Origin of the sequence: Leifsonia aquatica, from assembly GCF_014190775.1 — a bacterium.
Taxonomy (GTDB): domain Bacteria; phylum Actinomycetota; class Actinomycetes; order Actinomycetales; family Microbacteriaceae; genus Leifsonia; species Leifsonia aquatica.
On the sequence record NZ_JACHVP010000005.1, the window covers coordinates 259134 to 282611 of the forward strand.

24 protein-coding genes are annotated in these 23478 nt (G+C 69.4%); 17 read left to right on the forward strand and 7 right to left on the reverse strand.

Annotation, left to right across the window (positions count from 1 at the left end; translation table 11 throughout):
- Positions 1-44: 44 nt before the first annotated feature.
- A complete protein-coding gene (locus FHX33_RS19470) occupies positions 45-1061 on the reverse strand; it encodes a type III PLP-dependent enzyme domain-containing protein (protein ID WP_021765667.1) in 1017 nt (338 codons plus the stop codon).
- A 136-nt stretch (positions 1062-1197) separates the two neighbouring features.
- On the opposite strand from FHX33_RS19470, the gene FHX33_RS19475 reads away from it, so the two are divergent.
- The 3 genes from FHX33_RS19475 to FHX33_RS22230 are packed head-to-tail and all read left to right on the forward strand — an operon-like array spanning position 1198 to position 4030.
- The gene (locus tag FHX33_RS19475) at positions 1198-1545 is read left to right on the forward strand and encodes a response regulator (RefSeq protein WP_021765666.1); all 348 of its coding nucleotides are present in this window, start codon (positions 1198-1200) and stop codon (positions 1543-1545) included.
- A 5-nt stretch (positions 1546-1550) separates the two neighbouring features.
- The gene (locus tag FHX33_RS19480) at positions 1551-2234 is read left to right on the forward strand and encodes a response regulator transcription factor (protein WP_248616302.1); all 684 of its coding nucleotides are present in this window, start codon (positions 1551-1553) and stop codon (positions 2232-2234) included.
- 5 nt (positions 2235-2239) lie between these two features.
- The gene (locus FHX33_RS22230) at positions 2240-4030 is read left to right on the forward strand and encodes a sensor histidine kinase (protein ID WP_021765664.1); all 1791 of its coding nucleotides are present in this window, start codon (positions 2240-2242) and stop codon (positions 4028-4030) included.
- 9 nt (positions 4031-4039) lie between these two features.
- Here the strand turns inward: FHX33_RS22230 and FHX33_RS19490 are convergent, their stop codons facing one another.
- The 3 genes from FHX33_RS19490 to FHX33_RS19500 form a co-directional block, all read right to left on the reverse strand.
- On the reverse strand, positions 4040-4465 hold the full coding sequence (locus FHX33_RS19490; RefSeq protein WP_039924378.1) for a hypothetical protein: 426 nt from the start codon (positions 4463-4465) through the stop codon (positions 4040-4042).
- Positions 4466-4549: 84 nt separating this feature from the next.
- A complete protein-coding gene (locus FHX33_RS19495; RefSeq protein WP_021765662.1) occupies positions 4550-4891 on the reverse strand; it encodes an MGMT family protein in 342 nt (113 codons plus the stop codon).
- Positions 4875-5327 (reverse strand): GNAT family N-acetyltransferase, encoded by a 453-nt coding sequence (locus FHX33_RS19500; protein WP_021765661.1) that lies wholly within the window; start codon positions 5325-5327, stop codon positions 4875-4877. Before FHX33_RS19500 ends, FHX33_RS19495 begins: the two co-directional genes overlap by 17 nt.
- A 146-nt stretch (positions 5328-5473) precedes the next feature.
- Here FHX33_RS19500 and FHX33_RS19505 point away from each other — a divergent pair, with 146 nt between their 5' ends.
- The 12 genes from FHX33_RS19505 (at position 5474) to nagB (ending at position 18738) form a co-directional block, all read left to right on the forward strand.
- On the forward strand, positions 5474-6691 hold the full coding sequence (locus FHX33_RS19505) for an NADP-dependent isocitrate dehydrogenase (RefSeq protein WP_021765660.1): 1218 nt from the start codon (positions 5474-5476) through the stop codon (positions 6689-6691).
- A gap of 204 nt (positions 6692-6895) precedes the next feature.
- Complete coding sequence (gene nrdH, locus FHX33_RS19510; RefSeq protein WP_021765659.1) at positions 6896-7132, forward strand: glutaredoxin-like protein NrdH; 237 nt, start codon at positions 6896-6898, stop codon at positions 7130-7132.
- An 8-nt stretch (positions 7133-7140) separates the two neighbouring features.
- Positions 7141-7539 carry a class Ib ribonucleoside-diphosphate reductase assembly flavoprotein NrdI gene (gene nrdI / locus FHX33_RS19515; RefSeq protein ID WP_039924377.1) on the forward strand — a complete coding sequence of 133 codons (399 nt, stop codon included), beginning with the start codon at positions 7141-7143 and terminating at the stop codon, positions 7537-7539.
- Between the two features lie 71 nt (positions 7540-7610).
- Complete coding sequence (gene nrdE / locus FHX33_RS19520) at positions 7611-9692, forward strand: class 1b ribonucleoside-diphosphate reductase subunit alpha (protein ID WP_221209747.1); 2082 nt, start codon at positions 7611-7613, stop codon at positions 9690-9692.
- A 62-nt stretch (positions 9693-9754) separates the two neighbouring features.
- Positions 9755-10729, forward strand: a complete 975-nt coding sequence (gene nrdF, locus FHX33_RS19525; protein WP_021765656.1) for a class 1b ribonucleoside-diphosphate reductase subunit beta — start codon at positions 9755-9757, stop codon at positions 10727-10729.
- A gap of 106 nt (positions 10730-10835) precedes the next feature.
- The gene (locus FHX33_RS19530; protein WP_246397578.1) at positions 10836-12119 is read left to right on the forward strand and encodes an ROK family transcriptional regulator; all 1284 of its coding nucleotides are present in this window, start codon (positions 10836-10838) and stop codon (positions 12117-12119) included.
- 99 nt (positions 12120-12218) lie between these two features.
- Positions 12219-13565, forward strand: a complete 1347-nt coding sequence (locus tag FHX33_RS19535; protein ID WP_021762939.1) for an extracellular solute-binding protein — start codon at positions 12219-12221, stop codon at positions 13563-13565.
- A gap of 96 nt (positions 13566-13661) precedes the next feature.
- Positions 13662-14630, forward strand: a complete 969-nt coding sequence (locus tag FHX33_RS19540) for a carbohydrate ABC transporter permease (RefSeq protein WP_039922186.1) — start codon at positions 13662-13664, stop codon at positions 14628-14630.
- Complete coding sequence (locus tag FHX33_RS19545) at positions 14627-15526, forward strand: carbohydrate ABC transporter permease (RefSeq protein ID WP_021762937.1); 900 nt, start codon at positions 14627-14629, stop codon at positions 15524-15526. Before FHX33_RS19540 ends, FHX33_RS19545 begins: the two co-directional genes overlap by 4 nt.
- A complete protein-coding gene (locus FHX33_RS19550; protein WP_183428878.1) occupies positions 15523-17061 on the forward strand; it encodes a glycoside hydrolase family 3 N-terminal domain-containing protein in 1539 nt (512 codons plus the stop codon). Before FHX33_RS19545 ends, FHX33_RS19550 begins: the two co-directional genes overlap by 4 nt.
- Positions 17058-17960, forward strand: coding sequence for an ROK family protein (locus FHX33_RS19555; protein ID WP_021763989.1), 903 nt, complete (start codon positions 17058-17060; stop codon positions 17958-17960). Before FHX33_RS19550 ends, FHX33_RS19555 begins: the two co-directional genes overlap by 4 nt.
- Positions 17953-18738, forward strand: a complete 786-nt coding sequence (gene nagB, locus FHX33_RS19560; RefSeq protein ID WP_021763988.1) for a glucosamine-6-phosphate deaminase — start codon at positions 17953-17955, stop codon at positions 18736-18738. The genes FHX33_RS19555 and nagB overlap by 8 nt, the downstream gene beginning before the upstream one ends.
- A gap of 148 nt (positions 18739-18886) precedes the next feature.
- On the opposite strand, the gene nagA is transcribed toward nagB, so the two are convergent.
- Genes nagA through purU form a run of 3 tightly spaced genes read right to left on the reverse strand, consistent with a single transcriptional unit; the run spans position 18887 to position 21298 of the window.
- Positions 18887-20041 (reverse strand): N-acetylglucosamine-6-phosphate deacetylase, encoded by a 1155-nt coding sequence (gene nagA, locus FHX33_RS19565; RefSeq protein ID WP_183428879.1) that lies wholly within the window; start codon positions 20039-20041, stop codon positions 18887-18889.
- Entirely contained in the window at positions 20041-20400 is a 360-nt protein-coding gene (locus FHX33_RS19570) for a YrdB family protein (RefSeq protein WP_248616277.1), read from the reverse strand. The genes nagA and FHX33_RS19570 overlap by 1 nt, the downstream gene beginning before the upstream one ends.
- Before the next feature lie 22 nt (positions 20401-20422).
- Positions 20423-21298, reverse strand: coding sequence for a formyltetrahydrofolate deformylase (gene purU, locus FHX33_RS19575; RefSeq protein WP_021763983.1), 876 nt, complete (start codon positions 21296-21298; stop codon positions 20423-20425).
- Between the two features lie 84 nt (positions 21299-21382).
- Here purU and FHX33_RS19580 point away from each other — a divergent pair, with 84 nt between their 5' ends.
- Positions 21383-22867 carry a purine-cytosine permease family protein gene (locus tag FHX33_RS19580; protein WP_021763982.1) on the forward strand — a complete coding sequence of 495 codons (1485 nt, stop codon included), beginning with the start codon at positions 21383-21385 and terminating at the stop codon, positions 22865-22867.
- Positions 22864-23412, forward strand: coding sequence for a cysteine hydrolase family protein (locus FHX33_RS19585; protein ID WP_021763981.1), 549 nt, complete (start codon positions 22864-22866; stop codon positions 23410-23412). Before FHX33_RS19580 ends, FHX33_RS19585 begins: the two co-directional genes overlap by 4 nt.
- Positions 23413-23478 lie beyond the last annotated feature (66 nt).

The following is a 23478-nucleotide window of genomic DNA, read 5'->3' on the forward strand; positions in this document are numbered from 1 at the left end:
GGTACGCACCGCCCCTCCGCCATGATCCCCCGCGGTAGGGGTTGTCAGCCCGCGGGCGACCAGGTCGTGCGCGACCGGCGCGGGCGGAGGACACGATGTCCCCACTCCGCGCCGCCGCGGAAGAAGGAGAAGCGCCCGAGAACCCCGGAGCGCAGGTCGTGTGTGAGTACGAGTACGTCGGCGCCGGCGTCGATGCACTCGCTCGCATACGACGGATCGATGTCGCGCTCGGCGGTGCCTGCGACGGCGCTGAGACAGCCCGCTGTGACCGCGAGGGAGGCCGACGCGATGATCGAGACATGAGACGTCGCCGGTGCGACGATGGCGCGGATCGCTCGCGCGAGCTCGACCTGCTCGGCCGGGCGGAACACCGCGCGGCCCGGGAAGCCGTCGCCGAGGTCCAGCACGTCGAATCGTGTGCCTGTGGCGGAGTGCACATCGGCCGTGACGGCAGCGGCGTGGACGATCTCGGCGACGTAGTCCGCGGGGGAGGAGTGCGCCGGAAGCTGGAGGGAGAGGCCGCCGACGCACACCCCCTGCTCGGCCGCCGCGCGCACTGCGCGGACGATCTCGTCGGGCTCGAGACCGCGTCGGGCGCGGTGCGCGCAGCGGGAATCCGCGAGCGACCGGAGCCGGAGCAGCAGTCGCACATCGTCCGGCACACCCGCGAAGGCGAACATCTCGGCGCCGCCGTCGACGACGAATCGGCGCACCCCGGCCCGATACGCCGTCTCGACGTCGTGGAGACCGGTGATCGGAGCCGTGTGGAGCAGCCGCGGACGTGATTCGCAGGTGACGACCGTCTGCAGAGAGGCCGGCTGCGCCACCTCGAAAGCGCCCTGGGCGGCGGCGATCGCGTCCAGGAGTGCGGGATGCGAGAGGGCGCTCACGTCGTAGTGGACATCCACCCAGGGAAATGCCGCCCGCAGGTCGAGGTAACGCGCGACCGCTCGTTCCACGTCGATCACGACGAGGGGGAGGTCGCCGGGGTCGCCCGCCGTCCCCGCCGCCGGCGCCGCGGGGGCGCCGGTCGGGTCGGCGGTTCGGGTGACGGCGGGCATCGGGTTCTCCTCGGGATTGGTGAGCTTGTCTCAGATCATCCTCGTGAGCGGGATTGACCCGCATCCGGGGGGCCACCCGAACCGATTGCGTGCTGACACGGATGAGGATCGATCAACACCCGGGGAGGATGGATGCATGTACCTCCGCGTTGTGATCGTCGACGACCACGCGCGCTTCCGTGCACAGGCGGCCGAACTGCTGCAATTGGAGCGGTTCGCCGTCGTCGGCGACGCCGACACCGGGGCCCGCGGGGTGGAGCTGAGCCGTCGGCTCGCTCCCGACATCGTGCTGCTCGACGTCGGCCTCCCCGACGCCAGCGGCTTCGACCTCGTCGCCGACATGCACGCCACCGGAGCGGCCGTCGTCCTCACCTCCAGCCGCTCCTTCCGGGATTACGGTCGCCGGGTGGCCGACAGCGGTGCAGAAGGGTTCATCACGAAAGGGGACCTGACCGGCCCGGCGATCCGCAGTCTGCTACGGTAATGCCCGTGGCAGCGGGAGAGAGTTCTGATTCCCGCCCGCTTCGGGTCGCGGTCGCCGACGACGCGGTTCTCCTCCGCGAAGGCATCGGACAGATCCTGCGCGCGGGCGGTGTGGATGTGGTCGCCTCGGTCGACACGGCCGAGGAAGTGCTCGACCTGGTGGCGGCCGACGATGGGATCGACGCCGTCGTGCTCGACATCAAGATGCCGCCGACCCACACAGACGAGGGGTTGCGCGCCCTTGAATCGCTGCGTGCCGACGGGTCGACGGTCGGAATCCTGCTGCTCTCGATGTACACGACAGCGGCGTACGCGATCCGCGCGATGACCGCCGGAAGCGGCACCGGTTATCTGCTCAAGGAGCGTGTCGCCGACGGTGAGACGCTCGTCAACGCGGTGCGCACCGTTGCCGCAGGCGGCTCCGTCGTCGACCCGGAGGTCGTGCAGCTGCTCGTCTCCTCACGTTCGTCCGAGCGCACCGTCGAGACGCTCTCGGCCCGCGAACTCGACGTGCTCAGCCGCATGGCCGAGGGCAAGTCGAACGTCGGCATCGCCGCCGAGCTGCACCTCAGCCTCCGTACCGTCGAGTCGCACATCGGGCACATCATGGCCAAGCTCGGCGTCGAGGACTCCGCAGAGGGCCACCGTCGGGTCCTCGCGGTGCTGCGCTTCCTCGGCAAGGACGGCTGAGCGCGGTGAACGTCGCGCGCAGGTGGCTCCGCGCGCTCGCGGTGACCGTCACGATCGCGTCGAACGTGCTGGCCCAGGTCATCAGCGGCCTGACCGGCGACTACGGACCGCGTCCGGAGGGGCTCGGCTGGGCCATCGTGTTCGTCACGGTGGCGTTGGTGTACGTGGTCTGCGCGATCATCGCGTGGCGGGCCGTCCGGAGCCCCGTGCCCGGCTGGCTGATGATCGGCGCCGCGCTCTTCTGGTCGGCCGGTGCGTGGTATCCCCTCGCGCGCGGCATCGGCTGGCTGTGGCCCCTGCTGATGGGCGTCACCGACCTGTGGGCGATCTTCGTCGGCGCGCTGGTGCTGTGCTATCCGACCGGACGTTTCTCGCGGTTCGACCGGGTCGTCCTCCTCGTGGGGAGCGCCGCCATCGCGGCCCGCTTCATCGGCACGCTGCTCTTCACCTCGCCCGCGTCCACCGAGTGCGGCTGTGTGCAGAACGCCTACGCCGTGCTCCCGAGCGACGACGCCGACTTCTGGTTCGGCGTCGCCTGGCGCGGGATTGGGCTCGCTCTGATGCTCACGATCGCCGTCCGGCTGGCGGTGCGCTGGTTCACCAGCTCCCTCCCTGCTCGCCGCGTCTCGTTCGTCATGCCGCTGGCGATCGTGCTGTGGTGCTACGGCACCGTGCAGGATTCACTGAGCTTCGCGCTCGGCTGGGACGGCGGGTGGCTGCAGTTCATCCCGCCGTTCGCGATCGCGCTCATCCCACCCGCCTTCGTCGGCGGGGTCTTCTATGCGCGGGGTCTGCGCTCCCGTGTCGCCGACCTGGTCATCGTGGCTCGCGACAAGGTCGACCGCGCGCTGTGGGAGTCGAGCCTGGCCCGGACGCTGCACGACAGCTCTCTCCGCGTGTACTGGTGGGACGAGCAGGGCAAGGCGTTCCTCACCAGCGACGGCGACCGCATCCCGGACGAGGGGGAGAGCGCTCGCCCCGGTCGCTCGACGCTGGCCATCGATTCCGACCAGGGGCCGATCGCGCTCATCGAGCACGACATCGCCCTCAGCCAGGACGACCGGCTGCTCGACGCGGTCTCGTCGGCACTACTGCTCTCGGTCGACAACGACCGCCTGCGACGCAGGTTGGAGCGCACGATCCAGGAGCTCCGCCAGTCGCGCCTGCGCATCGTGGAAGAGGGATACCTCGCCCGGCGGAGACTGGAGCGCGACCTGCACGACGGATCGCAGCAGCAGCTCGTGTCTCTCGCGATCAGCCTGCGCATCGCGACGGCCAAGGCGGAGTCGGCGGGGAACACAGAGGTCGCGGGAGATCTTCAGCGGGCGTCCGCCCAGCTCGCGGACGCGTTGCGCGAACTGCGCGAGCTGGCGCGCGGCATCCATCCCACCGTCCTCACCGACGGTGATCTGACGTCGGCGCTGGAGGAGCTGGGCCAGCGCAGCCATCTACCGGTGGAGGTGCGCGTGGAGACGACGGACCGGTTCGCGAACGTGATCGAGGAGACGATCTACTACTCGGTCTCGGAATGCCTGGCGAACGCGGGCAAGCACGCCGGCGCCCGTAATTGCGCGGTGCTCGTGACCCGCACAGATGACACGGTGACGGTCGTGGTCAAGGACGACGGCAAGGGCGGCGCACGCTTCGAGCCGGGCGGCGGTCTGGAGGGCATCCGTGACCGCGTCGAGGCCGTCAACGGGCGCGCCGAACTGCGCTCGGTGGAGGGGCTGGGGACGATCCTCGAGCTCTCCATCCCGGTGTCGGACTCCGAAATGGTGACCGCCGAGCCCGCGTGAGCAGAGGGGCTAGTTGCCCTTCGCGGGCAGCGAGGCCCACACCTGCTGGCCCAGAGAGAAGACCGACCAGCCGCCGGGACAGGTCGTGGACTTCTCGGGGATGCCGTCGACCGGCCACCAGCTGTCCTGGATCCCCGGCTTGGGCGTCGGACCCCCGCCCGAGCAGACGTCTTTGGCGAGGATCGTGGGCGACGTGTAGGTCAGGATCGCGGCGCCGGTCTGCGTGTCGTAGTCGACGCGGATGATGGTGGCGTCGTCCGGAACGAACGTGGGTGAGCCGAACGTGGACACCTTGGCGGCCTTGAACTCCTTCGCGGTGTCGAAGATCTGGGCGTCGACGTGCGGGCTGAACGCCTCGACGACCGAGCATCCGGACAGCACGAGGGCCGCGGCGGACGCCGCAGCGATCAGACCGACGGTTCGGGGACGAGGCACGGGTAGCTCCTGTGGATGTGGCGAATGCGATCCCGGTCAGTCAACACCATCAAGCTGGGCGCTTCATCGGCCGGAAGGATGATGTTAGCGCGGCTCATGGCGTGCGGCGCGGAGGTCGACGCGGTAGGTCGTCGCCGTGCCGTCCGCGCGAGGGCCGCCGAGCAGGGGCGTGCCCTCCTCGCGGTAGTGCTCCAGTGCGATCTGCGCATGGTCCGCCGGCGGGTGGCCGCTGGCTCGCACGACCCGCCACCATGGCACCGTCGAGCCGTAGTACGCCATGATCTGCCCGACCATCCGGGCCGCGCGTGATCCGAGGACCGCGGCCACGTCGCCGTAGGTCATCACCCGGCCGGGAGGGATCGCGTCGACGACGTCGAGCACGCGCTCGACGAAGGAGTCGGCGCCGGGCTCAGAGGGCGAGGGCACCGATCGTCTCGCCGTACTGAGTCTCTCCGACCGGCTGGAAGCCGCTTCGCAGGAAGAACTGCTCCGGGCCGAGCTCGCCCGACTCCCAGATCACGAAGAGCTGCTCGTGGCCGCGCCGGCGTGCTTCGTCAGCCAGGCTGCGCACGGCGAAAGTGCCGATTCCGCGGCCCTGATCGTCGGCGTCGACGTTGATGCGCCAGAGGATCGCCTTGAACTCGTCGTGCTCGGCCTCGGGATTGAAGTCGCCCATGATGAAGCCGACGACCTCGTCGCCGTCGAGCACGACGCGCTGCCAGGAGGTGGTGGGGTCGGCGACGGCGGCCGCGGCCGAGTAGGAGACCGGAGCGATGAACTGCTCCTGCCCCGGCTTCAACGTGAGCGCGTTCGCCGCGACGACGGTACGCGCGCTCAACTCTTCCAGTCTCAACTCAGCCATGACGAAAGGGTAACGTGCGCGGGGGACACTGGCATAGTCGCCTCCGCTGGACGCGTCTGCGACGGCAAAGTGTCTCGATGTCAAGATAGTTATCCGGCTCAGGTAAGCTGTATCCGGCTGAAAACGGCAGAGAAGCAGGAGAACCAGTGGACAAGATCAAGGTTGAAGGAACGGTCGTCGAACTCGACGGCGACGAGATGACCCGCATCATCTGGAAGGCGATCAAGGACTCGCTCATCCACCCGTACCTCGACGTGGACCTCGAGTACTACGACCTCGGCATCCAGAAGCGCGACGAGACCGACGACCAGATCACGATCGACGCGGCGCACGCCATCCAGAAGCACGGCGTCGGCGTCAAGTGCGCCACGATCACCCCCGACGAGGCCCGCGTCGAGGAGTTCGGCCTCAAGAAGATGTGGCGGAGCCCGAACGGCACCATCCGCAACATCCTCGGCGGCGTGGTCTTCCGCGAGCCGATCATCATCTCGAACATCCCCCGCCTGGTCCCGGGCTGGAACAAGCCGATCATCATCGGCCGCCACGCCTTCGGTGACCAGTACCGCGCCACCGACTTCACGTTCGACGGCCCCGGCACGCTGACCCTCAGCTTCCAGCCGACCGACGGCGGCGAGGCCAAGAGCTTCGAGGTCTACCAGGCCCCGGGTGCCGGTGTCGCGCTCGCGATGTACAACCAGGACGAGTCGATCCGCGACTTCGCCCGCGCGTCGTTCAACTACGGTCTCGACCGCAACTACCCGGTGTACCTCTCCACCAAGAACACCATCCTCAAGGCCTACGACGGCCGCTTCAAGGACCTGTTCCAGGAGGTGTTCGACACCGAGTACAAGGAGAAGTTCGACGCGGCCGGCCTCACCTACGAGCACCGTCTGATCGACGACATGGTCGCCTCCAGCCTCAAGTGGGAGGGCGGCTACGTCTGGGCCTGCAAGAACTACGACGGCGACGTGCAGTCCGACACCGTGGCGCAGGGCTTCGGCTCGCTCGGTCTCATGACGTCGGTCCTGACCACGCCGGACGGCAAGGTCGTCGAGGCGGAGGCCGCGCACGGCACCGTCACGCGCCACTACCGCCAGTACCAGCAGGGCAAGGCGACCTCGACCAACCCGATCGCCTCGATCTTCGCCTGGACGCGCGGCCTCGCGCACCGCGGCAAGCTCGACGGCAACCAGGAGCTCATCGACTTCACCCACACCCTCGAGGACGTGGTCGTGAAGACGGTCGAGGAGGGCAAGATGACCAAGGACCTCGCCCTCCTGGTCGGTCCCGAGCAGGCGTTCCAGACCACCGAGGAGTTCCTCGAGTCCATCAGCGACAACCTCAAGACGCGCATGGGCGCCTAGCCTCCACGCGTACCGGGACAGGCCCGGCGGACTTCGGTCCGCCGGGCCTTTTCCTGTCTCCGGTGGAGGCATCGTGCCTCATGGTGCTCCGATCTGCACACGTCAGTGCCGGAAATAAACACATCATCTAGTGCTCGGCGTGTCGCATCGCCACTATATGTAGTGTTAACGCTCCGGCATCCCCGTGACCTGAAAGGCGCAGACATGAGCATCGTCGTCTACAGCAAGCCCGCGTGCGTGCAGTGCACGGCCACGTATACGGCCCTCGATCGGAAGGGGCTCGACTACCAGGTGGTCGACGTCACCACGGACGACGCGGCACTCGCCGCGGTACGCGCGCTGGGCTACGCGCAGGCGCCCGTCGTCGTGGCCGACGACGAGCACTGGTCGGGGTTCCGGCCCGACTTGATCGGACGGGTCGCGACGAAGCTCGGGAAGTGACCCGGGCAGTGAGTCGCCTCGTCTACTTCTCGTCCGTATCGGAGAACACGCACCGTTTCGTGACGAAGCTCGGCGTTCCGGCGCAGCGCATCCCGCTGCGGGCGCACGAGCCGCGGCTGCACGTGACCGAGCCCTTCGTGCTCGTGCTCCCCACCTACGGCGGGGGAGAGGATCGCGCGGCCGTGCCCAAACAGGTCATCCGCTTCCTCAACGACGACGGCAACCGCCGCCTCCTGCGCGGCGTGATCGGCGCCGGCAACACCAACTTCGGGACCGCCTACGGCATCGCCGGCGACATCGTCGCGGCGAAGTGCGGCGTGCCCCACCACTACCGCTTCGAGCTCTTCGGCACCGCCGAGGACGTCGCCGCGGTCCAGAACGGATTGGAGACACTGTGGCGACACTGACCGCCGACACCCTGAACGCCGACACCCTGACCGCGGATGCTCCCGCAGCCGACTACCACGCGCTCAACGCGATGCTGAACCTGTACGACGAGGAGGGGCGCATCCAGTTCGAGCGCGATCACGAGGCGGCGCGGGAGTACTTCCGCCAGCACATCCTGCCGAACAGCCTCCGCTTCGACTCCGTCGCGCAGCGCCTCGCCTACCTGGTCGACAACGACTACTACGACCCCGAGGTCCTTGGCCGGTATCCCGTGGCCGCTGTCGAGCGCCTCACCTCCCGCGCCGAGTCGCACCGCTTCCGGTTCGCGACGTTCCTCGGCGCGTTCAAGTTCCACACCTCCTACGCCCTCAAGAGCTTCGACGGCGGCACCTACCTCGAGCGCTTCGAGGACCGTGTCGTGATGGTCGCGCTCACCCTCGCGGCCGGCGACGAGGAGTTCGCCGGCCGCCTCGTGGACGAGATGATGGCGGGCCGGTTCCAGCCGGCAACGCCGACGTTCCTCAACGCGGGCAAGGCGCAGCGCGGCGAGCTGGTCTCGTGCTTCCTGCTGCGTATGGAGGACAACATGGAGTCCATCGGGCGCGGGATCACCTCGGCCCTGCAGCTCTCCAAACGCGGTGGCGGCGTCGCCCTGCTCCTCTCCAACATCCGGGAGGCGGGCGCCCCGATCAAGCAGGTGCGCAACCAGTCCTCGGGCGTCATCCCCGTGATGAAGCTGCTGGAGGACTCGTTCAGCTACGCGAACCAGCTCGGTGCGCGGCAGGGCGCCGGTGCCGTGTACCTCAGCGCGCACCATCCCGACATCCTGCGCTTCCTCGACACCAAACGCGAGAACGCGGACGAGAAGATCCGCATCAAGACGCTGTCGCTCGGCGTCGTGGTGCCCGACATCACGTTCGAGCTCGCGCGCGACAACCGGCCGATGCACCTGTTCAGCCCGTACGACGTCGAGCGCGTCTACGGGGTGCCGTTCGGCGACATCGCGGTGAGCGAGAAGTACGACGAGCTGGTCGCCGATCCGCGCATCCGGAAGACCACCATCGCCGCGCGCGCGTTCTTCCAGACGCTGGCCGAGATCCAGTTCGAGTCCGGCTATCCGTACATCGTGTTCGAGGACACGGTGAATCGCGCGAACCCGATCGCCGGGCGCATCAACATGTCGAACCTGTGCTCCGAGATCCTGCAGGTGAACAGCCCCAGCACCTACTCGGACGACCTCTCCTACCAGCACGTCGGCACGGACATCTCGTGCAACCTCGGCTCGCTGAACATCGCGATGGCGATGGACTCGCCCGACTTCGCGTCGACGGTGGAGACCGCGGTCCGCGCGCTCTCGGCCGTCTCGGACCAGAGCCGCCTGTCGGCCGTGCCATCGGTCGAACGCGGCAACGACAGCGCCCACGCCATCGGGCTCGGGCAGATGAACCTGCACGGCTACCTGGCGCGGGAGCGCATCCACTACGGCAGCGCGGAGGGGATCGACTTCACGAACATCTACTTCTGCACGGTGCTGTTCCATGCCCTCCGCGCCTCCAACCGGATCGCCATCGAGCGGGGGGAGACGTTCGGCGGCTTCGCCGAGTCGGCCTATGCCTCCGGCGCGTTCTTCGAGAAGTACACCGACCGGGCCTGGGAGCCGGCGACGGATCGTGTGCGCGCGCTCTTCGCGGAGGCGGGCGTGAGCATCCCGACGATCGCCGAGTGGGAGGCGCTACGCGACAGCGTTCGCGAACACGGGCTGTATAACCAGAACCTGCAAGCCGTGCCGCCCACCGGCTCGATCTCCTACATCAACAACGCGACGTCCTCCATCCACCCGGTCGCGTCGAAGATCGAGATCCGCAAGGAGGGCAAGCTCGGCCGGGTCTACTACCCGGCGCCGTTCCTCACGAACGACAACCTCGAGTACTACCGCGACGCGTACGAGATCGGGCCGGAGAAGATCATCGACACCTACGCCGCGGCGACCCAGCACGTCGACCAGGGACTGTCGCTCACGCTGTTCTTCCCCGATACCGCCACGACCCGGGACATCAACCGGGCGCAGATCCATTCCTGGCGGTCGGGTCTGAAGTCGATCTACTACGTGCGCATCCGGCAGCTCGCCCTGGAGGGCACGGAGGTCGAGGGCTGCGTCAGCTGCATGCTCTGAGCGCTCGCGCCGTGCGCGACCCGCACGAATCACACGAACCACACCAACGAACGAGGAGAACCATGACCGAGAAGGTCGCGCTCATCCGGCGCGTCGACGCCATCAATTGGAACAGGGTGGAGGACGAGAAGGACGTCGAGGTGTGGAACCGCCTCACCGCCAATTTCTGGCTTCCCGAGAAGGTGCCGCTCTCGGGCGACGTGCAGTCCTGGGCGACGCTCACCCCGGAGCAGCAGACGCTGACGATGCGGGTGTTCACCGGGCTGACCCTCCTCGACACGATCCAGGGGACGGTCGGCGCCGTCTCGCTCATCCCGGATTCCCTCACGCCGCACGAGGAGGCCGTCTACACGAACATCGCGTTCATGGAGTCGGTGCACGCCAAGAGCTACTCGTCGATCTTCTCGACGCTCGCCTCCACTCCCGAGATCGACGCGGCATTCGACTGGTCGACCGAGAACGGGGCGCTGCAGAAGAAGGCGCGGATCGTGCTCGACTACTACACCGGCGACGACCCGCTGAAGCGCAAGGTCGCGTCGACCCTGCTGGAATCGTTCCTGTTCTACTCCGGCTTCTACCTGCCGATGTACTGGTCGAGCCGGGCGACGCTCACGAACACGGCCGACCTCATCCGGCTGATCATCCGCGACGAGGCCGTGCACGGCTACTACATCGGCTACAAGTACCAGCGCGGGCTGGAGCGGGTGGGGGAGCGCAAGCGGCAGGAGCTGAAGGACTACACGTACGCGCTGCTCCAGGACCTCTACGAGAACGAGCTGGAGTACACGGCCGACCTCTACGACGGCGTCGGGCTCACGGACGACGTGACCACGTTCCTCGCTTACAACGCGAACAAGGCCTTGATGAACCTCGGCTACGAGGCGCTCTTCCCGGCCGCGGCGACCGCCGTGAACCCCGCCATCTTGTCCGCCCTCTCGCCCAACGCCGATGAGAACCACGACTTCTTCTCCGGATCGGGGTCGTCGTACGTCATCGGGACCGCGGTGGAGACAGAGGACGAGGACTGGGCGTTCTGATCCGCGGGGCGGGCTGAGTGCACTCAGCCCGCCCCGGCGAACGCCACGTGAATTCCGTCCGAAATTCTGCTTGCAATTCTTTTGTTCGTAAGCTTTACTAACAAACATGACCACGACGAAGACGCAGGGAATGGGAGCCGCGACAGCCGCTCCCATCGCCGCAGACGCGACCGTGGTCCCGAGCGTCGTGGCCGTGCACGGCACGACCGTCGCCGGCACCGCGACCGGCGCGACCGGTGCCGGCGTCACCGGCGCGGCGCTCGTCCCGGGCCGCGCGCTGCGACCGCGGGCCAAGGTGCTCCCGGAGCACGCCCGCAGCCACAACCGCTCGCTCGTCCTGCAGACGCTGTTCCGCTCGGGGGAGCTCAGCCGCGCCGACATCGCCCGCGAGACGGGCCTCACTCGGGTCACCGTCTCCGACCTGGTCGCCGAGCTCATCGCCGAGGGGCTGGTCGTCGAGCTGGGGCAGCGCGAGTCCGCCCGGCCCGGCAAGCCCGCCGTGCTCCTCGACATCAACCGGACCGCCCACCAGATCATCGGCGTCGACCTCAGCGACCACGACCGCTTCCGCGGCGCGGTGATGGACCTCGACGGGGCCATCCTCGCCTCGGCCGAGGTGCCGCTCGAGAACGCGACCGGCGATGCGGCCACCGCGAAGGTCCGCGCGCTCGTCGAAGACCTGGTCCGGCTGGCGACCGCGCCCGTACTGGGGATCGGCGTCGGCTCGCCCGGCGTCGTCGACCTCGCGGGCACCATCCTCACCGCCCCCAACCTCGGCTGGCACGGGCTCGCGCTCCAGGCGGAACTCCAGGCCGCCACCGGCCTGCCCGTCATCGTCGCCAATGACGCCAACGCTGCGGTTCTCGCCGAGCACAGCTACGGGGGCGCGACCGGCGACCTCATGCTCATCCGGGTCGGCCACGGCATCGGCGCCGGACTGATCGTCGCCGGTGCCCTCGTGTACGGCAGCCACTTCGCCGCGGGCGAGATCGGCCAGGTCATGGTCGGGACGGACCTCGGGCTCGAGGCCACCTACAGCCGCGACCAGGTGCTCGAGCACTGGCTCAGCGTCCCGCAGCTGCGGCGCGGGATGGCCCAGGCGCAGGCCTCCGGTGCGGACGTCACGCCCGCCCTCCGCGAGGCCGGCCAGCGCCTCGGCATCGCCCTCGCCCCCGTCGTGGGCGCCCTCAACCTGTCGGAGATCGTGCTCAGCGGCCCGACCGACCTTCTCGATGGTCCCCTCGCCGAGGCGACCATCCACACGCTCCGGAGCCGGACGATGGCCGAGAACCACGCCGACCTCGCGCTCCGGATGACCACGCAGGGGCAGGACATCGTCTTGCGCGGCGCGGCCGTACTCGTCCTCTCCGGACGGCTCGGGGTCTCGTAACACAGCAATCCGGATCCACCCGACCCCTGCACCACGGTGTGGCAACCGCACACACTGACCACCTGAACAAAGCCCGATCATTTTTGAAAGGACAGTGCAATGAAGAGAAAGCTCGTCGGCCTCGCCGCTGTGGCTACAGCTTCCGCTCTCGTGCTCGCGGGATGCGCCTCCGGCGGATCATCGGCGCCCAGCACCGACGGGAAGGGCAAGACGGTCACCCTGTGGCTGGTCGGCTCCGACACCCCGGATGAGCTGCGCAACTACCTCAAGACCGAGTTCAACAAGGAGACCGGCGCGACGCTCAAGATCGAGCAGCAGGACTGGGGCGACATCGTCACCAAGCTCACCACGGCCCTCCCCGACGCGAACAACACGCCGGACGTGACCGAGATGGGCAACACCCAGTCCCCGACGTTCACCAACGTCGGCGCGTTCCTCGACATCTCCGACGAATACAAGGACCTCGGCGGCGACAAGCTGCTCCAGTCCTTCGTGGACGCCGGAAAGGTCGACGGCAAGAACTACACGCTGCCGTACTACTTCGGCTCGCGCTACATGTTCTACCGCAAGGACGTCTACGCGGCGGCCGGCGCCACGGTGCCGACCACGCTCGACCAGTTCAACACCACGGTCGCCGACATCACCGCGAAGAACCCGAAGGCAATCCCGAACTTCTCCGGCTTCTTCCTCGGCGGTCAGGACTGGCGCGACGGCATCTCCTGGATCTTCGCCAACGGCGGGGACATCGCCAAGAAGCAGGGCGACAAGTGGGAGGCCACGCTCGACTCCGAGGGTTCGCTGAAGGGTCTGCAGCAGCTGCAGGACATCTACAAGAACGCGTCCAAGGCCCCGAACGACGCCAAGGACTCGAACCAGTACATCTACCTGAACGACAGCGACCAGACGGTCGACGCCACCGGCAACAAGACCGGTGACACGTCGCTCGCCGCCGCGACGATCATGGCGCCGGGATGGGCGCACTGGTCGATCGGCGACCTGTCCGAGAAGGACGGCAAGCCGGTCCGCACCTGGAACGACCAGACGTTCGGCACGTTCGTCCTGCCGGGCAACGACGGCAAGCCCGCCCCGGTCTTCGCCGGCGGCTCGAACATCGGCATCTCGGCCAAGTCCAAGAACCCGGGCCTGTCCAAGACCCTCCTGAAGATCATCTTCTCGAAGGAGTACCAGGAGATGCTCGGCAAGAACGGCCTCGGCCCGGCGAACTCGGACTACATGTCCTCGCTCGGCGACGACCAGTTCGCGAAGGCGCTCATCGAATCCGCGTCCAACTCCAAGCTCACCCCGGCCGCGCCGGGCTGGGCCAAGGTCGAGGCCGCGAACGTCATGGAGGAGTTCTTCTCCAAGATCCGCGACGCGTCGGACCTGAAGGCTCTCGCCCAGGAGTACGACACGAAGATCGACGCTCTCCTCAACGAGAAGAACTAGTCGTTCACTCTCGCACCACCTAGCAGGTGAGGGCGCGGAAGGCACCCCTTCCGCGCCCTCGCTCCTGCCCCCATGATTCTCGGAAGGAGGACCGACGTGACCACCACCCAGGAGACCCCCGCGGCGACCGGCCGCCCGGCCCGCCCGGCGCGCACCCCGAAGCAGGGAGCCCCCCGCCCCCGCAAGCGCCAGCTCGCCCCCTACATGCTGCTGCTGCCGGCCATCGCCATCCTGCTGCTCGCCCTCGGTTACCCGATCGTGTGGCAGGTCATCACCTCGATGCAGCACTTCGGGCTCGCGCAGCAGTTCGGCCAGCCCGCCCCGTTCGTGTGGTTCCAGAACTACATCACCCTGTTCTCCGATCCCTACATGTGGATCGTCGTCGGCCGGTCGATCGCCTTCTGCCTCGTCACCGCCGCCGTGACCGTGATCATCGGCGTCGGCCTCGCCCTGCTGATGACCGGCGTGCACGCCGTCGTGCGCGTCATCCTCCAGATCGCCCTCCTGCTCGCCTGGGCCATGCCGGTCGTCGCCGCGATGACCGTCTGGAACTGGCTGTTCGACTGGCGCCGCGGCCTCATCAACAACGTCCTGAGCTCCTGGGGCCTCGACTTCCAGGGCCACAACTGGCTGCAGAACCCGCTCTCGTTCTTCTTCGTCGCCATGATCATCGTGGTGTGGATGAGCGTTCCGTTCGTGGCCTTCTCTGTCTACGCCGGCCTGACCCAGGTCTCCGGTGAAGTGCTCGAAGCCGCGCAGATGGACGGCGCCAAGGGCTTCCAGCGGCTGCGCTACATCATCCTGCCGATGATCCGACCCGTCCTCGGGATCGTGCTGCTGCTGCAGATCATCTGGGACCTGCGCGTCTTCACGCAGATCAAGCTGCTGCAGGACAAGGGCTCCATCGCCAGCGAGACCAACCTGCTCGGCACCTACATCTACCAGCTCGGCGTCGGGTCGAGCGACTTCGCGATGGCCAGCGCCGTCTCGGTGTTCGTCCTCATCCTGACCGTCGCCCTGAGCTGGTTCTACGTCCGCTCGCTGATCAAGGAGGACGAGTCGTGACCACCGCATCCACCGCATCCGCCACCGCCGCCACCGCGGCCCCCGCCCGCAAGCTGCGCCAGAAGGTCCGCCCCTCCCGCATCGTGCTCGGCGTCGTCGCGATCGTCCTCGCCCTGATCTGGGTCTTCCCGGTCTACTGGATGGTCAACTCGTCTCTCCTGCCGAACGTCGTGCTGCAGAACTCCACGCCCACGTGGCTGCCGTTCGGCGGCTCGTTCGACAACTTCACCGCCGTCATCGACGGGGGCACGTTCTTCCCGGCGCTCGGGATGAGCCTCACCATCGCGCTCATCACGGTCGTCGTCTGCCTCGCGTTCGCCTTCCTCGCCGCGCTCGCCATCAGCCGCTTCCGCTTCCGCGGCCGCACGTCGTTCGTGCTCGCCGTGCTGCTCATCCAGATGCTGCCGGCCGAGGGCTTGTTCATCGCGCAGTACAAGCTGATGGGGAGCCTCGGACTCCTGAACAGCGTCATCGGCGTCAGCATCCTCTACATCGCCGCCGTCGTGCCGTTCACGATCTGGATGCTGCGGGGCTTCGTCGCCGGCATCCCGGCCGACCTCGAGGAGGCCGCCATGGTGGACGGCCTCAGCCGCACCCAGGCGTTCCTGCGGATCACCTTCCCGCTCCTCGCCCCGGGGCTCGTCGCCTCCGGCGTGTACGCGTTCCTCCAGGCGTGGAACGAGTTCACGGTCGCCCTCGTCATCCTGCAGGAGAACAGCAGCCAGACGCTGCCGCTCTGGCTGCGCGGCTTCATCCAGCAGTCCGCCTCCCGCGCGACCGACTGGGGCCAGGTCATGGCCGCGTCGACCCTCGTCGCCGTGCCGGTGATCATCTTCTTCCTCATCGTGCAGGGCCGGATGACCAGCGGGCTCGTCAGCGGGGCGGTGAAGGGGTGACCGGCACGGCCGCCGCCGAACCCCGCCTCCTCGACCCCCGCCTCGCCCGCCGCATCGCCGCGACCCTCCTCCCCGGATTCGTCGGCACGACCCTGCCGGGCTGGCTGGAACAGCGGCTGCGGGACGGACTCGGCGGCGTGTGCGTCTTCGGTCCGAACATCGTGTCTGCCGAGCAGCTGCGCGCGCTGACCGACGCGATCTACGCGGCGAACCCCGAGGCGATCGTGGCGATCGACGAGGAGGGCGGCGACGTCACCCGCCTCCACTACGCCACCGGCTCGCCCTACCCGGGCAACGCGGTGCTCGGACGCCTCGGCGACGCCGAGCGCACCGAGCGCGTGGCCGCACGCGTCGGGGCCGAACTGCGCGCCGTCGGCGTGAACCTCGACTTCGCACCGGACGTCGACATCAACTCCAACCCGGACAACCCGGTGATCGGTGTGCGCAGCTTCGGCGTCTCCCCGGAGGTGGTGGCCGAGCAGGGCGCCGCATGGGTGCGCGGCCTCCAATCGGCCGGCGTCGCCGCCTGCGCGAAGCACTTCCCGGGTCACGGGGACACCGCCCAGGACTCGCACCTCGCGCTCCCTGTCGTCGATCTGTCGGCTGCCGAGCTGCGCGAACGCGAGCTGGTCCCGTTCCGTGCAGCGGTGGAGGCCGGCACCCGTACCGTCATGACCTCCCACATCCTCCTGCCGCAGCTGGACGCCGCGCTGCCCGCCACCTTCAGCCACCCGATCGTCGAGGGGCTGCTGCGCGGCGAGCTCGGATTCGACGGCCTCGTCGTCACCGACGCGCTCGACATGCTCGGCGCCAGTGGCGAGCGGGGCATCCCGGAGGCCGCCGTGCTGGCGCTCGCCGCGGGCTGCGACCTGCTGTGCCTCGGCACGGAGAACACCGACGAGCAGCTGACGGCGATCGTCGCGGCGGTCGCAGATGCGATCGCCACCGGCCGGCTGTCCACCGGGCGGGTGGAGGAGGCCGCCGCCCGGGTGATCGGGCTCGCCGGAGAACTCCGGGCCGAGCCGGCGCCCACGCAGGCCGACTCTGCGCCGACCGCCGGCGCGAGCGCCGTGGATGCCGAGGAGGCGCGCGCCGTCGTTCCCGCCTTCGAACTGGCCGACACCGCCCGATCCTGGCTGGGGGAGGGCCGCACGGCCTCCTCCGTCGTCCGGCTCGAGACCGTCGCCAACATCGCGGTGGGCACGGCGCCGTGGGGGCCGTTCGCCGAGACCGCGACCGGCACGGACGACGACGCAGCCACCGCGTTCGCCGCGCTCCCCATCGCCGTGGTCACCGAGGACGCCGCTGCGCCGCTCGGGCTGCCCGACGGCCCGGTGCTCGTGATCGGCAAGGACAACCACCGGCACACGTTCGCCCGCGAGACGATCGACCGGCTGCGCGCGGAGCGTGACGACGTGCTCGTCGTCGACATGGGCTGGCCCGCCGACGACCGCCGCTACGCCGACATCGCGACGTTCGGCGCCTCCCGACTGCTCGGCCGCGCCCTGCTCGACCTCCTCGGCCCCGGCTCATGAGGCTCGGGATCGACATCGGCGGCACCAAGACCGACGCGGTCGCCGTCGACGAGAGCGGCGCGCTCGCGCACCGGATCCGCCTCGCCACCGGATTCGGGAGCCCCGCCGTGGTGGAGACCGCCCTCACGGCCGTCTCCCGCATCGGCGAACTGACCGGCATCGATGCGCCCGGCTTCTCCTCGATCGGCATCGGCATCCCCGGACTGGTCGACACCGCGTCCGGCGAGGTCGCGCACGCCGTCAACCTCGGTGTGGACCGCCTCCCGCTGGGCGGCGAACTGGCCGAACGGCTCGGCGTCCGCGTGTGGGTGGAGAACGACGTGAAGGCCGCGGCGCTCGGCGCCTACGACGTGCTCGGCCTGGCCGGCACGATGGCGTACCTCAATCTCGGCACCGGGATGGCCGCCGGGATCGTGGTGGACGGGCGGCTGTGGCGAGGAACGTCCGGCATCGCCGGCGAGATCGGGCACATCCCGATCGACCCCCTGGGGGCGGAGTGCGCGTGCGGTCAGCGCGGCTGCCTCGAGACCGTCGCGAGCGGCTCGGGCATCGCCCGTCAGTGGCGCACCGACGACCCGCTGCCGGCGCGTTCGCTCTTCGCGGCGGCGGCAGCCGGGGACGGCGAGGCGCAGGCGATCAAGGATAGGCTTGCCGAGGGCATCGCTGCCGCAGTGCGCGTCCTGGTGCTGGCCGTCGACGTCGACACCGTGGTGATCGGTGGCGGCCTCAGCCATCTGGGCGACCCGCTGCTCGGCGACGTCCACGAGGTGCTCGAGGACTGGGAGCGCGCATCGCCGTTTCTCGCCTCGCTCGCGCTGCCGCAGCGCGTGCGCCTCGTCCCACCAGGATCACCAGTCGCCGCCCTCGGGGCCGCGATCGTAGGAGGAACGCATGGCTGAAGTCGTCGTCGTCAAGGATCAGGCCGCCGCGGGCGCCCTGGCCGCAGAGAGCATCGTCGACCTGATCTCCGGCAAGCCGGACGCAGTGCTCGGACTCGCGACCGGGTCGACCCCGCTGCCCGTGTACCGGGCGCTGGCGTCGCTGATCTCGGAGCGCGGCGTCGACGTCTCGCACGTGCGCGGCTACGCGCTCGACGAGTACGTGGGCCTGCCGGCCGGACACCCCGAGTCGTACCGGTCGGTCATCCACCGCGAGGTCGTCGAGCCGCTCGGCCTGACGCCGTCGCTCATCCACGTGCCCAACGGGGCGCGGGAGACCATCGAGCACGCCGGCGCGGACTACGAGAAGGCCATCGCCGAGTCGGGCGGAGTCGACGTGCAGATCCTCGGCATCGGCACCGACGGCCACATCGGCTTCAACGAGCCCGGCTCCTCCTTCGCCTCGATCACCCGCGTGAAGACGCTGACCGAGCAGACCCGCAAGGACAACGCCCGCTTCTTCGACTCCGAGGACGACGTGCCGATGCACTGCATCACGCAGGGCCTCTCCACCATCCTCAAGGCCCGCCACCTGCTGCTGCTCGCGTTCGGCGAGGGCAAGGCGGAGGCGCTGGCCGGCGCCGTCGAGGGGCCGATCTCGGCCTCCAACCCGGGCTCGGCCATCCAGCTGCACCCGCGCGTGACCGTGCTGGTCGACGAGGCCGCGGCCTCCGGCCTCCGCAACCTCGACTACTACCGCTACGCCTACGCGAACAAGCCGGCCTGGCAGAAGCTGTAGGACTGCGGGCGCTCCCACCGGAACTCCGGCGGTCTGCCCCGGCACGCGACGATCCACCGTTCGGACGGAGGATCGCCCGGCGTGTCGTGGCCGACCTCCGGAGTTTCGGCGTTTCGAGCCGGGGTTGCAGAACCGGTGCGGGCCGGCGTCAGCCCAGGATGCGGCCGTCGGCGACCACGGTGCGCACGTGCCACTCGTGGTCGAGCACGACCGCATCGGCGGCGAAGCCGCGCTGCAGGCGGCCGAAGCGGTGGTCCTCGCCGAGGGCCTTCGCCGGCGTGTGCGTCAGGGCGGTGACCGCGTGGACGGGGTCGAGGCCGACCTGACCGACGGCGACGCGCAGGGCGGCGTCCTGCGTCAGCGTCGAGCCCGCGATCGTCGAGGTCCCCGAGAGGACGGCGAGGCCCTCCTTGACGGTGACGTTCAGCCCGCCGAGCCGGTAGTCGCCGTCGGTGGCGCCCGCCGCCGCCATCGCGTCGGTCACCAGCGCGACGCGGCCGGGGGCGGCGGTGAAGAGCAGCCGCGCCACCGAGGGGTGCACGTGGAGGCCGTCGAGGATGAGCTCGAGCGTGACCTCGGGGTTGTCGATCGCGGCCATGACCGGGCCCGGGGCGCGGTGGTGGATGCCGTTCATCGCGTTGAACGCGTGCGTGAGCAGGCGGGCGCCCACCTCGAACGCACGCGCCGCCTGGTCGTAGTCGGCGGCCGTGTGGCCGACGCCGACGACGACGCCCGCCTCGATCAGCACGCCGATCGCCTCCAGGGCGTTGGGCAGCTCGGGAGCGATCGTGGCCGTGCGGAGGGTGCCGCGCGCCGCGCCGATCAGCTCCTCGACGGTTGCGGGACCCGGCTCGCGGAGGAACTCCGCGTCGTGCGCGCCGCGGCGCTCGACGGCCAGGAACGGGCCTTCGAGGTGCGAGCCGAGCACCAGGGGGTCAGCAGCCGCCAGGTCGGCGACGATGGCGAGGCTCTCGCGCAGGGAGGCGAGGGGGTTGGCGACGTGCGAGACGAGGGAGCGGGTCGTGCCGTGCGCGCGGTGCGTCGCGAGCGCGGCGAGCATCTCCTCCGGCCCGTCGTCGTACGGGTGCCCGCCGCCGCCGTGGCAGTGCAGGTCGATGAAACCGGGGGTGAGCCAGTGGCCGCCGGCATCGATCACGGTCGCGCCGGGCGCACGGGCGGCCTCGTGCCAGCCCGTGCCGGAACCGGAGGCGACGATCGTGCCGCCTTCCGTGACCAGCCAGAACTCGTCGACCAGCCCGTCCGCATCCACTTTGCGGGCGTCGTGGACGACGAGCGCGGTCATCAGAACTCGCGCCGGCCGTTGATCACGCCGCTCACGGTCGCGATGACGGCGAAGACGACGGCGACGACCGGCTGACCGAGATCCCACCAGGCGAACGCCGCGGCGCCCATCACGAGCACCTCGACCAGCGCCTTCACGAACGCGTCGACGTGCAGGACGGCCTTCGGGGAGCGGAAGAGGGCCCACAGCAGGATGGCGACGACCGGGGTCGCGATGCCGAAGACGATGTTCCAGGGCAGTGGCCACGCCACGAAGCCCCAGATGCCGAGCGTGACCACGGCGAACAGCTCGAGCACGAACCGGAGGATGTCGTTCGGTCCGATCCGGAGGCGGGCCTGCTGGTCTTGCGCGGAAGTCACCACGTCATTCTACCGGCGGAGGTCAGCGGAAGATGATGGTCCGGGCACCGTCGAGCAGCACACGGTCCTCCGCGAACCACTTGACCGCCTGGGTGAGCGTGCGGCTCTCCTCGTCCTGCCCGATCGCGACGAGCTGCTGCACCGTCTGGGAATGGTCGACGCGCACGACGTTCTGCTCGATGATCGGGCCCTCGTCGAGGTCGCTCGTCACGAAGTGCGCCGTCGCGCCGATCAGCTTCACGCCGCGGGCGTGCGCCTGGCGGTACGGATTGGCGCCCTTGAAGCCGGGGAGGAACGAGTGGTGGATGTTGATGGCACGGCCGGCGAGCTTCTCGCAGAGCTCGGGGGAGAGGATCTGCATGTAGCGCGCCAGCACGACGAGCTCGATGTCGTGCTCCTCCACAGCGGCGAGCACGCGCGCCTCGAACGCGGCCTTCGACTCCGCGTCGGTCACCGCCTGGGACTCGAAGGGCACGCCGTAGAACCCGGCGAGGTCGCGCAGGGTGCCGTGGTTGGAGAGCACCAGGGGGATCTCGATCGGGAGCTGCCCGGCGCGCTGGCGGAAGAGGAGGTCGTTGAGGCAGTGCGCAGCGGTCGACGCCAGCACCAGGGTGCGCAGTGGGCGACCGACGTAGTCGACGTTGTGCGACATCCCGAACCGCTCCACGACCGGCGCGAGCGCGCTCTCGAACTCCTCGCGGCTCGCGCCCGACTCCACCTGGAGCCGCATGAAGAAGCGGCCGGTGTCGAGGCTGGCGAACTGCTGGCTCTCGGTGATGTTGCCGCGCGCGGAGACGATCGCCCCGCTGACGGCGTGCACGATCCCCGGCTGGTCGGCGCAGCTGAAGGTCAGCACCCAGTGGTTGGCCTGGCCGGGGGTGTCGGAGGTCGCGGTCATCGGCTCAGGATATCGTCCCGCGGGGTCCGCCCCGCGCCGCCCCCGGCTGTTGACGCGCCGCGGCGCGTGCACTTGGATCGGTGCATGACCAGCACCGGCGAGGACGCGCCCGACCGAGCGCCCGCCTCCCTCCCCGCGCCCGGATCGGCGTTCGGCGTCGAGCTCAACGGGCTCAACACGATCGACGAGAGCGAGCGGAAGGGGCGCGCGAGCGGTCTCTTCTGGCCGTGGTTCGGCGCGAACGTCTCGGTCTTCGGCCTGAGCTACGGCTCGTTCCTGCTCGGGTTCGGGATCTCGTTCTGGCAGGCGACGATCGTCGGTGTGGTCGGGATCATCGCCTCCTTCCTACTGTGCGGCGTGATCGCACTCGCGGGCAAGCGCGGCTCGGCGCCCACGATGGTGCTCAGCCGAGCCGTCTTCGGGGTGCAGGGCAACCGCGTCCCGTCCCTGCTCTCCTGGCTGCTCACAGTGGGCTGGGAGACCGTGCTCACGGCGCTGGCGGTGCTCGCGACGGCGACCGTCTTCGAACGGCTCGGCTGGGAGGGCGGCGTCGTCACGAAACTCGTCGCGCTCATCGTGGTGGTCGCCCTTGTCGTGGTCGGCGGCGTGATCGGCTTCCACCTGATCATGCGCATGCAGATGGTCATCACCATCGTCACCGGGGTGCTCACGCTGTTCTACATCGCGCTGGTGCTCGGCCACATCGATCTCACCGCGGTCGGCGCGCTGCCCGCGGGCGATGTGCCGCACGTGATCGGCGGCTTCGTGTTCATGCTCACCGGGTTCGGCCTCGGCTGGGTGAACGCCGCTGCCGACTACTCGCGGTACCTCCCGCGCTCGACCCGCAGCGGGGGAGTGGTGGGATGGACGACCTTCGGCTCGTCGCTGGCACCGGTCCTGCTCCTGGTCTTCGGCATCCTGCTCGCCGGCTCGTCGACCTCCCTCTCCGAGGCCATCGCGGCCGACCCGATCGGTGCGCTCGCGTCGCTCCTGCCCACCTGGTTCCTCGTGCCGTTCGTGATCGTCGCCGTGCTCGGGCTCGTCGGCGGCGCGGTGCTCGACATCTACTCGTCCGGGCTGGCGCTGCTCAGCGTGGGCGTGCGGGTCCCCCGGTACGTCGCCGCGGGGATCGACGGCGTGATCATGACGGCCGGCGCGATCTACGTCGTGTTCTTCGCCGGCGACTTCCTCGGCCCGTTCCAGGGCTTCCTCATCACGCTCGGCGTGCCGATCGCGGCGTGGTGCGGTATCTTCGTGGCCGATATCGCGCTGCGCCGCCGCGACTATGCGGAGGCCGACCTCTACGACCCGCGCGGCCGGTACGGTTCCGTGCGCTGGCTGCCGATCACGCTCATCGTCCTGGGCACGGCGATCGGCTGGGGGCTGGTGACGAACAGCGCTGCGGCGTGGCTGGGCTGGCAGGGCTATCTCCTCGGTCCGCTCGGCCTGGGCGGAACCCAGGGCGACTGGGCGTACGCCAACCTCGGCGTGCTCGTCGCCCTGGTGATCGGCTTCGCCGGGACCGCTCTCTTCTCGCGCGGCGCGATCCGGCGGCAGGAGGAGCGGTGACCGCTCCCGTGCTGGTGGTCATCGACATGCAGGAGGTGTTCGCGAGCCCCGCGAGCGGCTGGTCGACCCCCGGCTTCCCCGACGCGGAGCTCGGAGTCGCGCGGCTGCTGCCCGCCTTCGGCGACCGCGTGGTCTTCACCCGCTTCACGGCTCCCGAGCAGCCGCAGGGCGCCTGGGTGCGCTACTACGAGGACTGGCCGTTCGCGCTCGTCCCGCCGGACGACCCGCTCTACGACCTGGTGCCGGCCTTCCGCGACGACGGTCACCCCGTCGTGACCGAGACGACCTTCGGCAAGTGGGGGAGCGCGCTGCGGGACGCCATCGGGGACGCGGACGAGATCGTGCTCGCCGGCGTCTCGACCGACTGCTGCGTGCTGTCGACGGCGCTCCCCGCCGCCGACGCCGGGGTGCGGGTGCGGGTGGCCGCCGACGCCTGCGCCGGGCTGACGGTGGAGGATCACCAGCGCGCGCTCGACGCCATGGCGCTCTACGCGCCCCTGATCGAGATCGAGACCACCGAGTCCATCCTCAGGACGGTCCGGTAGACTCTTCTGCGGTCGCCGGGTCCCGCGCGGCCCTGGGCGCGCACATCAGCGCGTAGTCGACCCTCT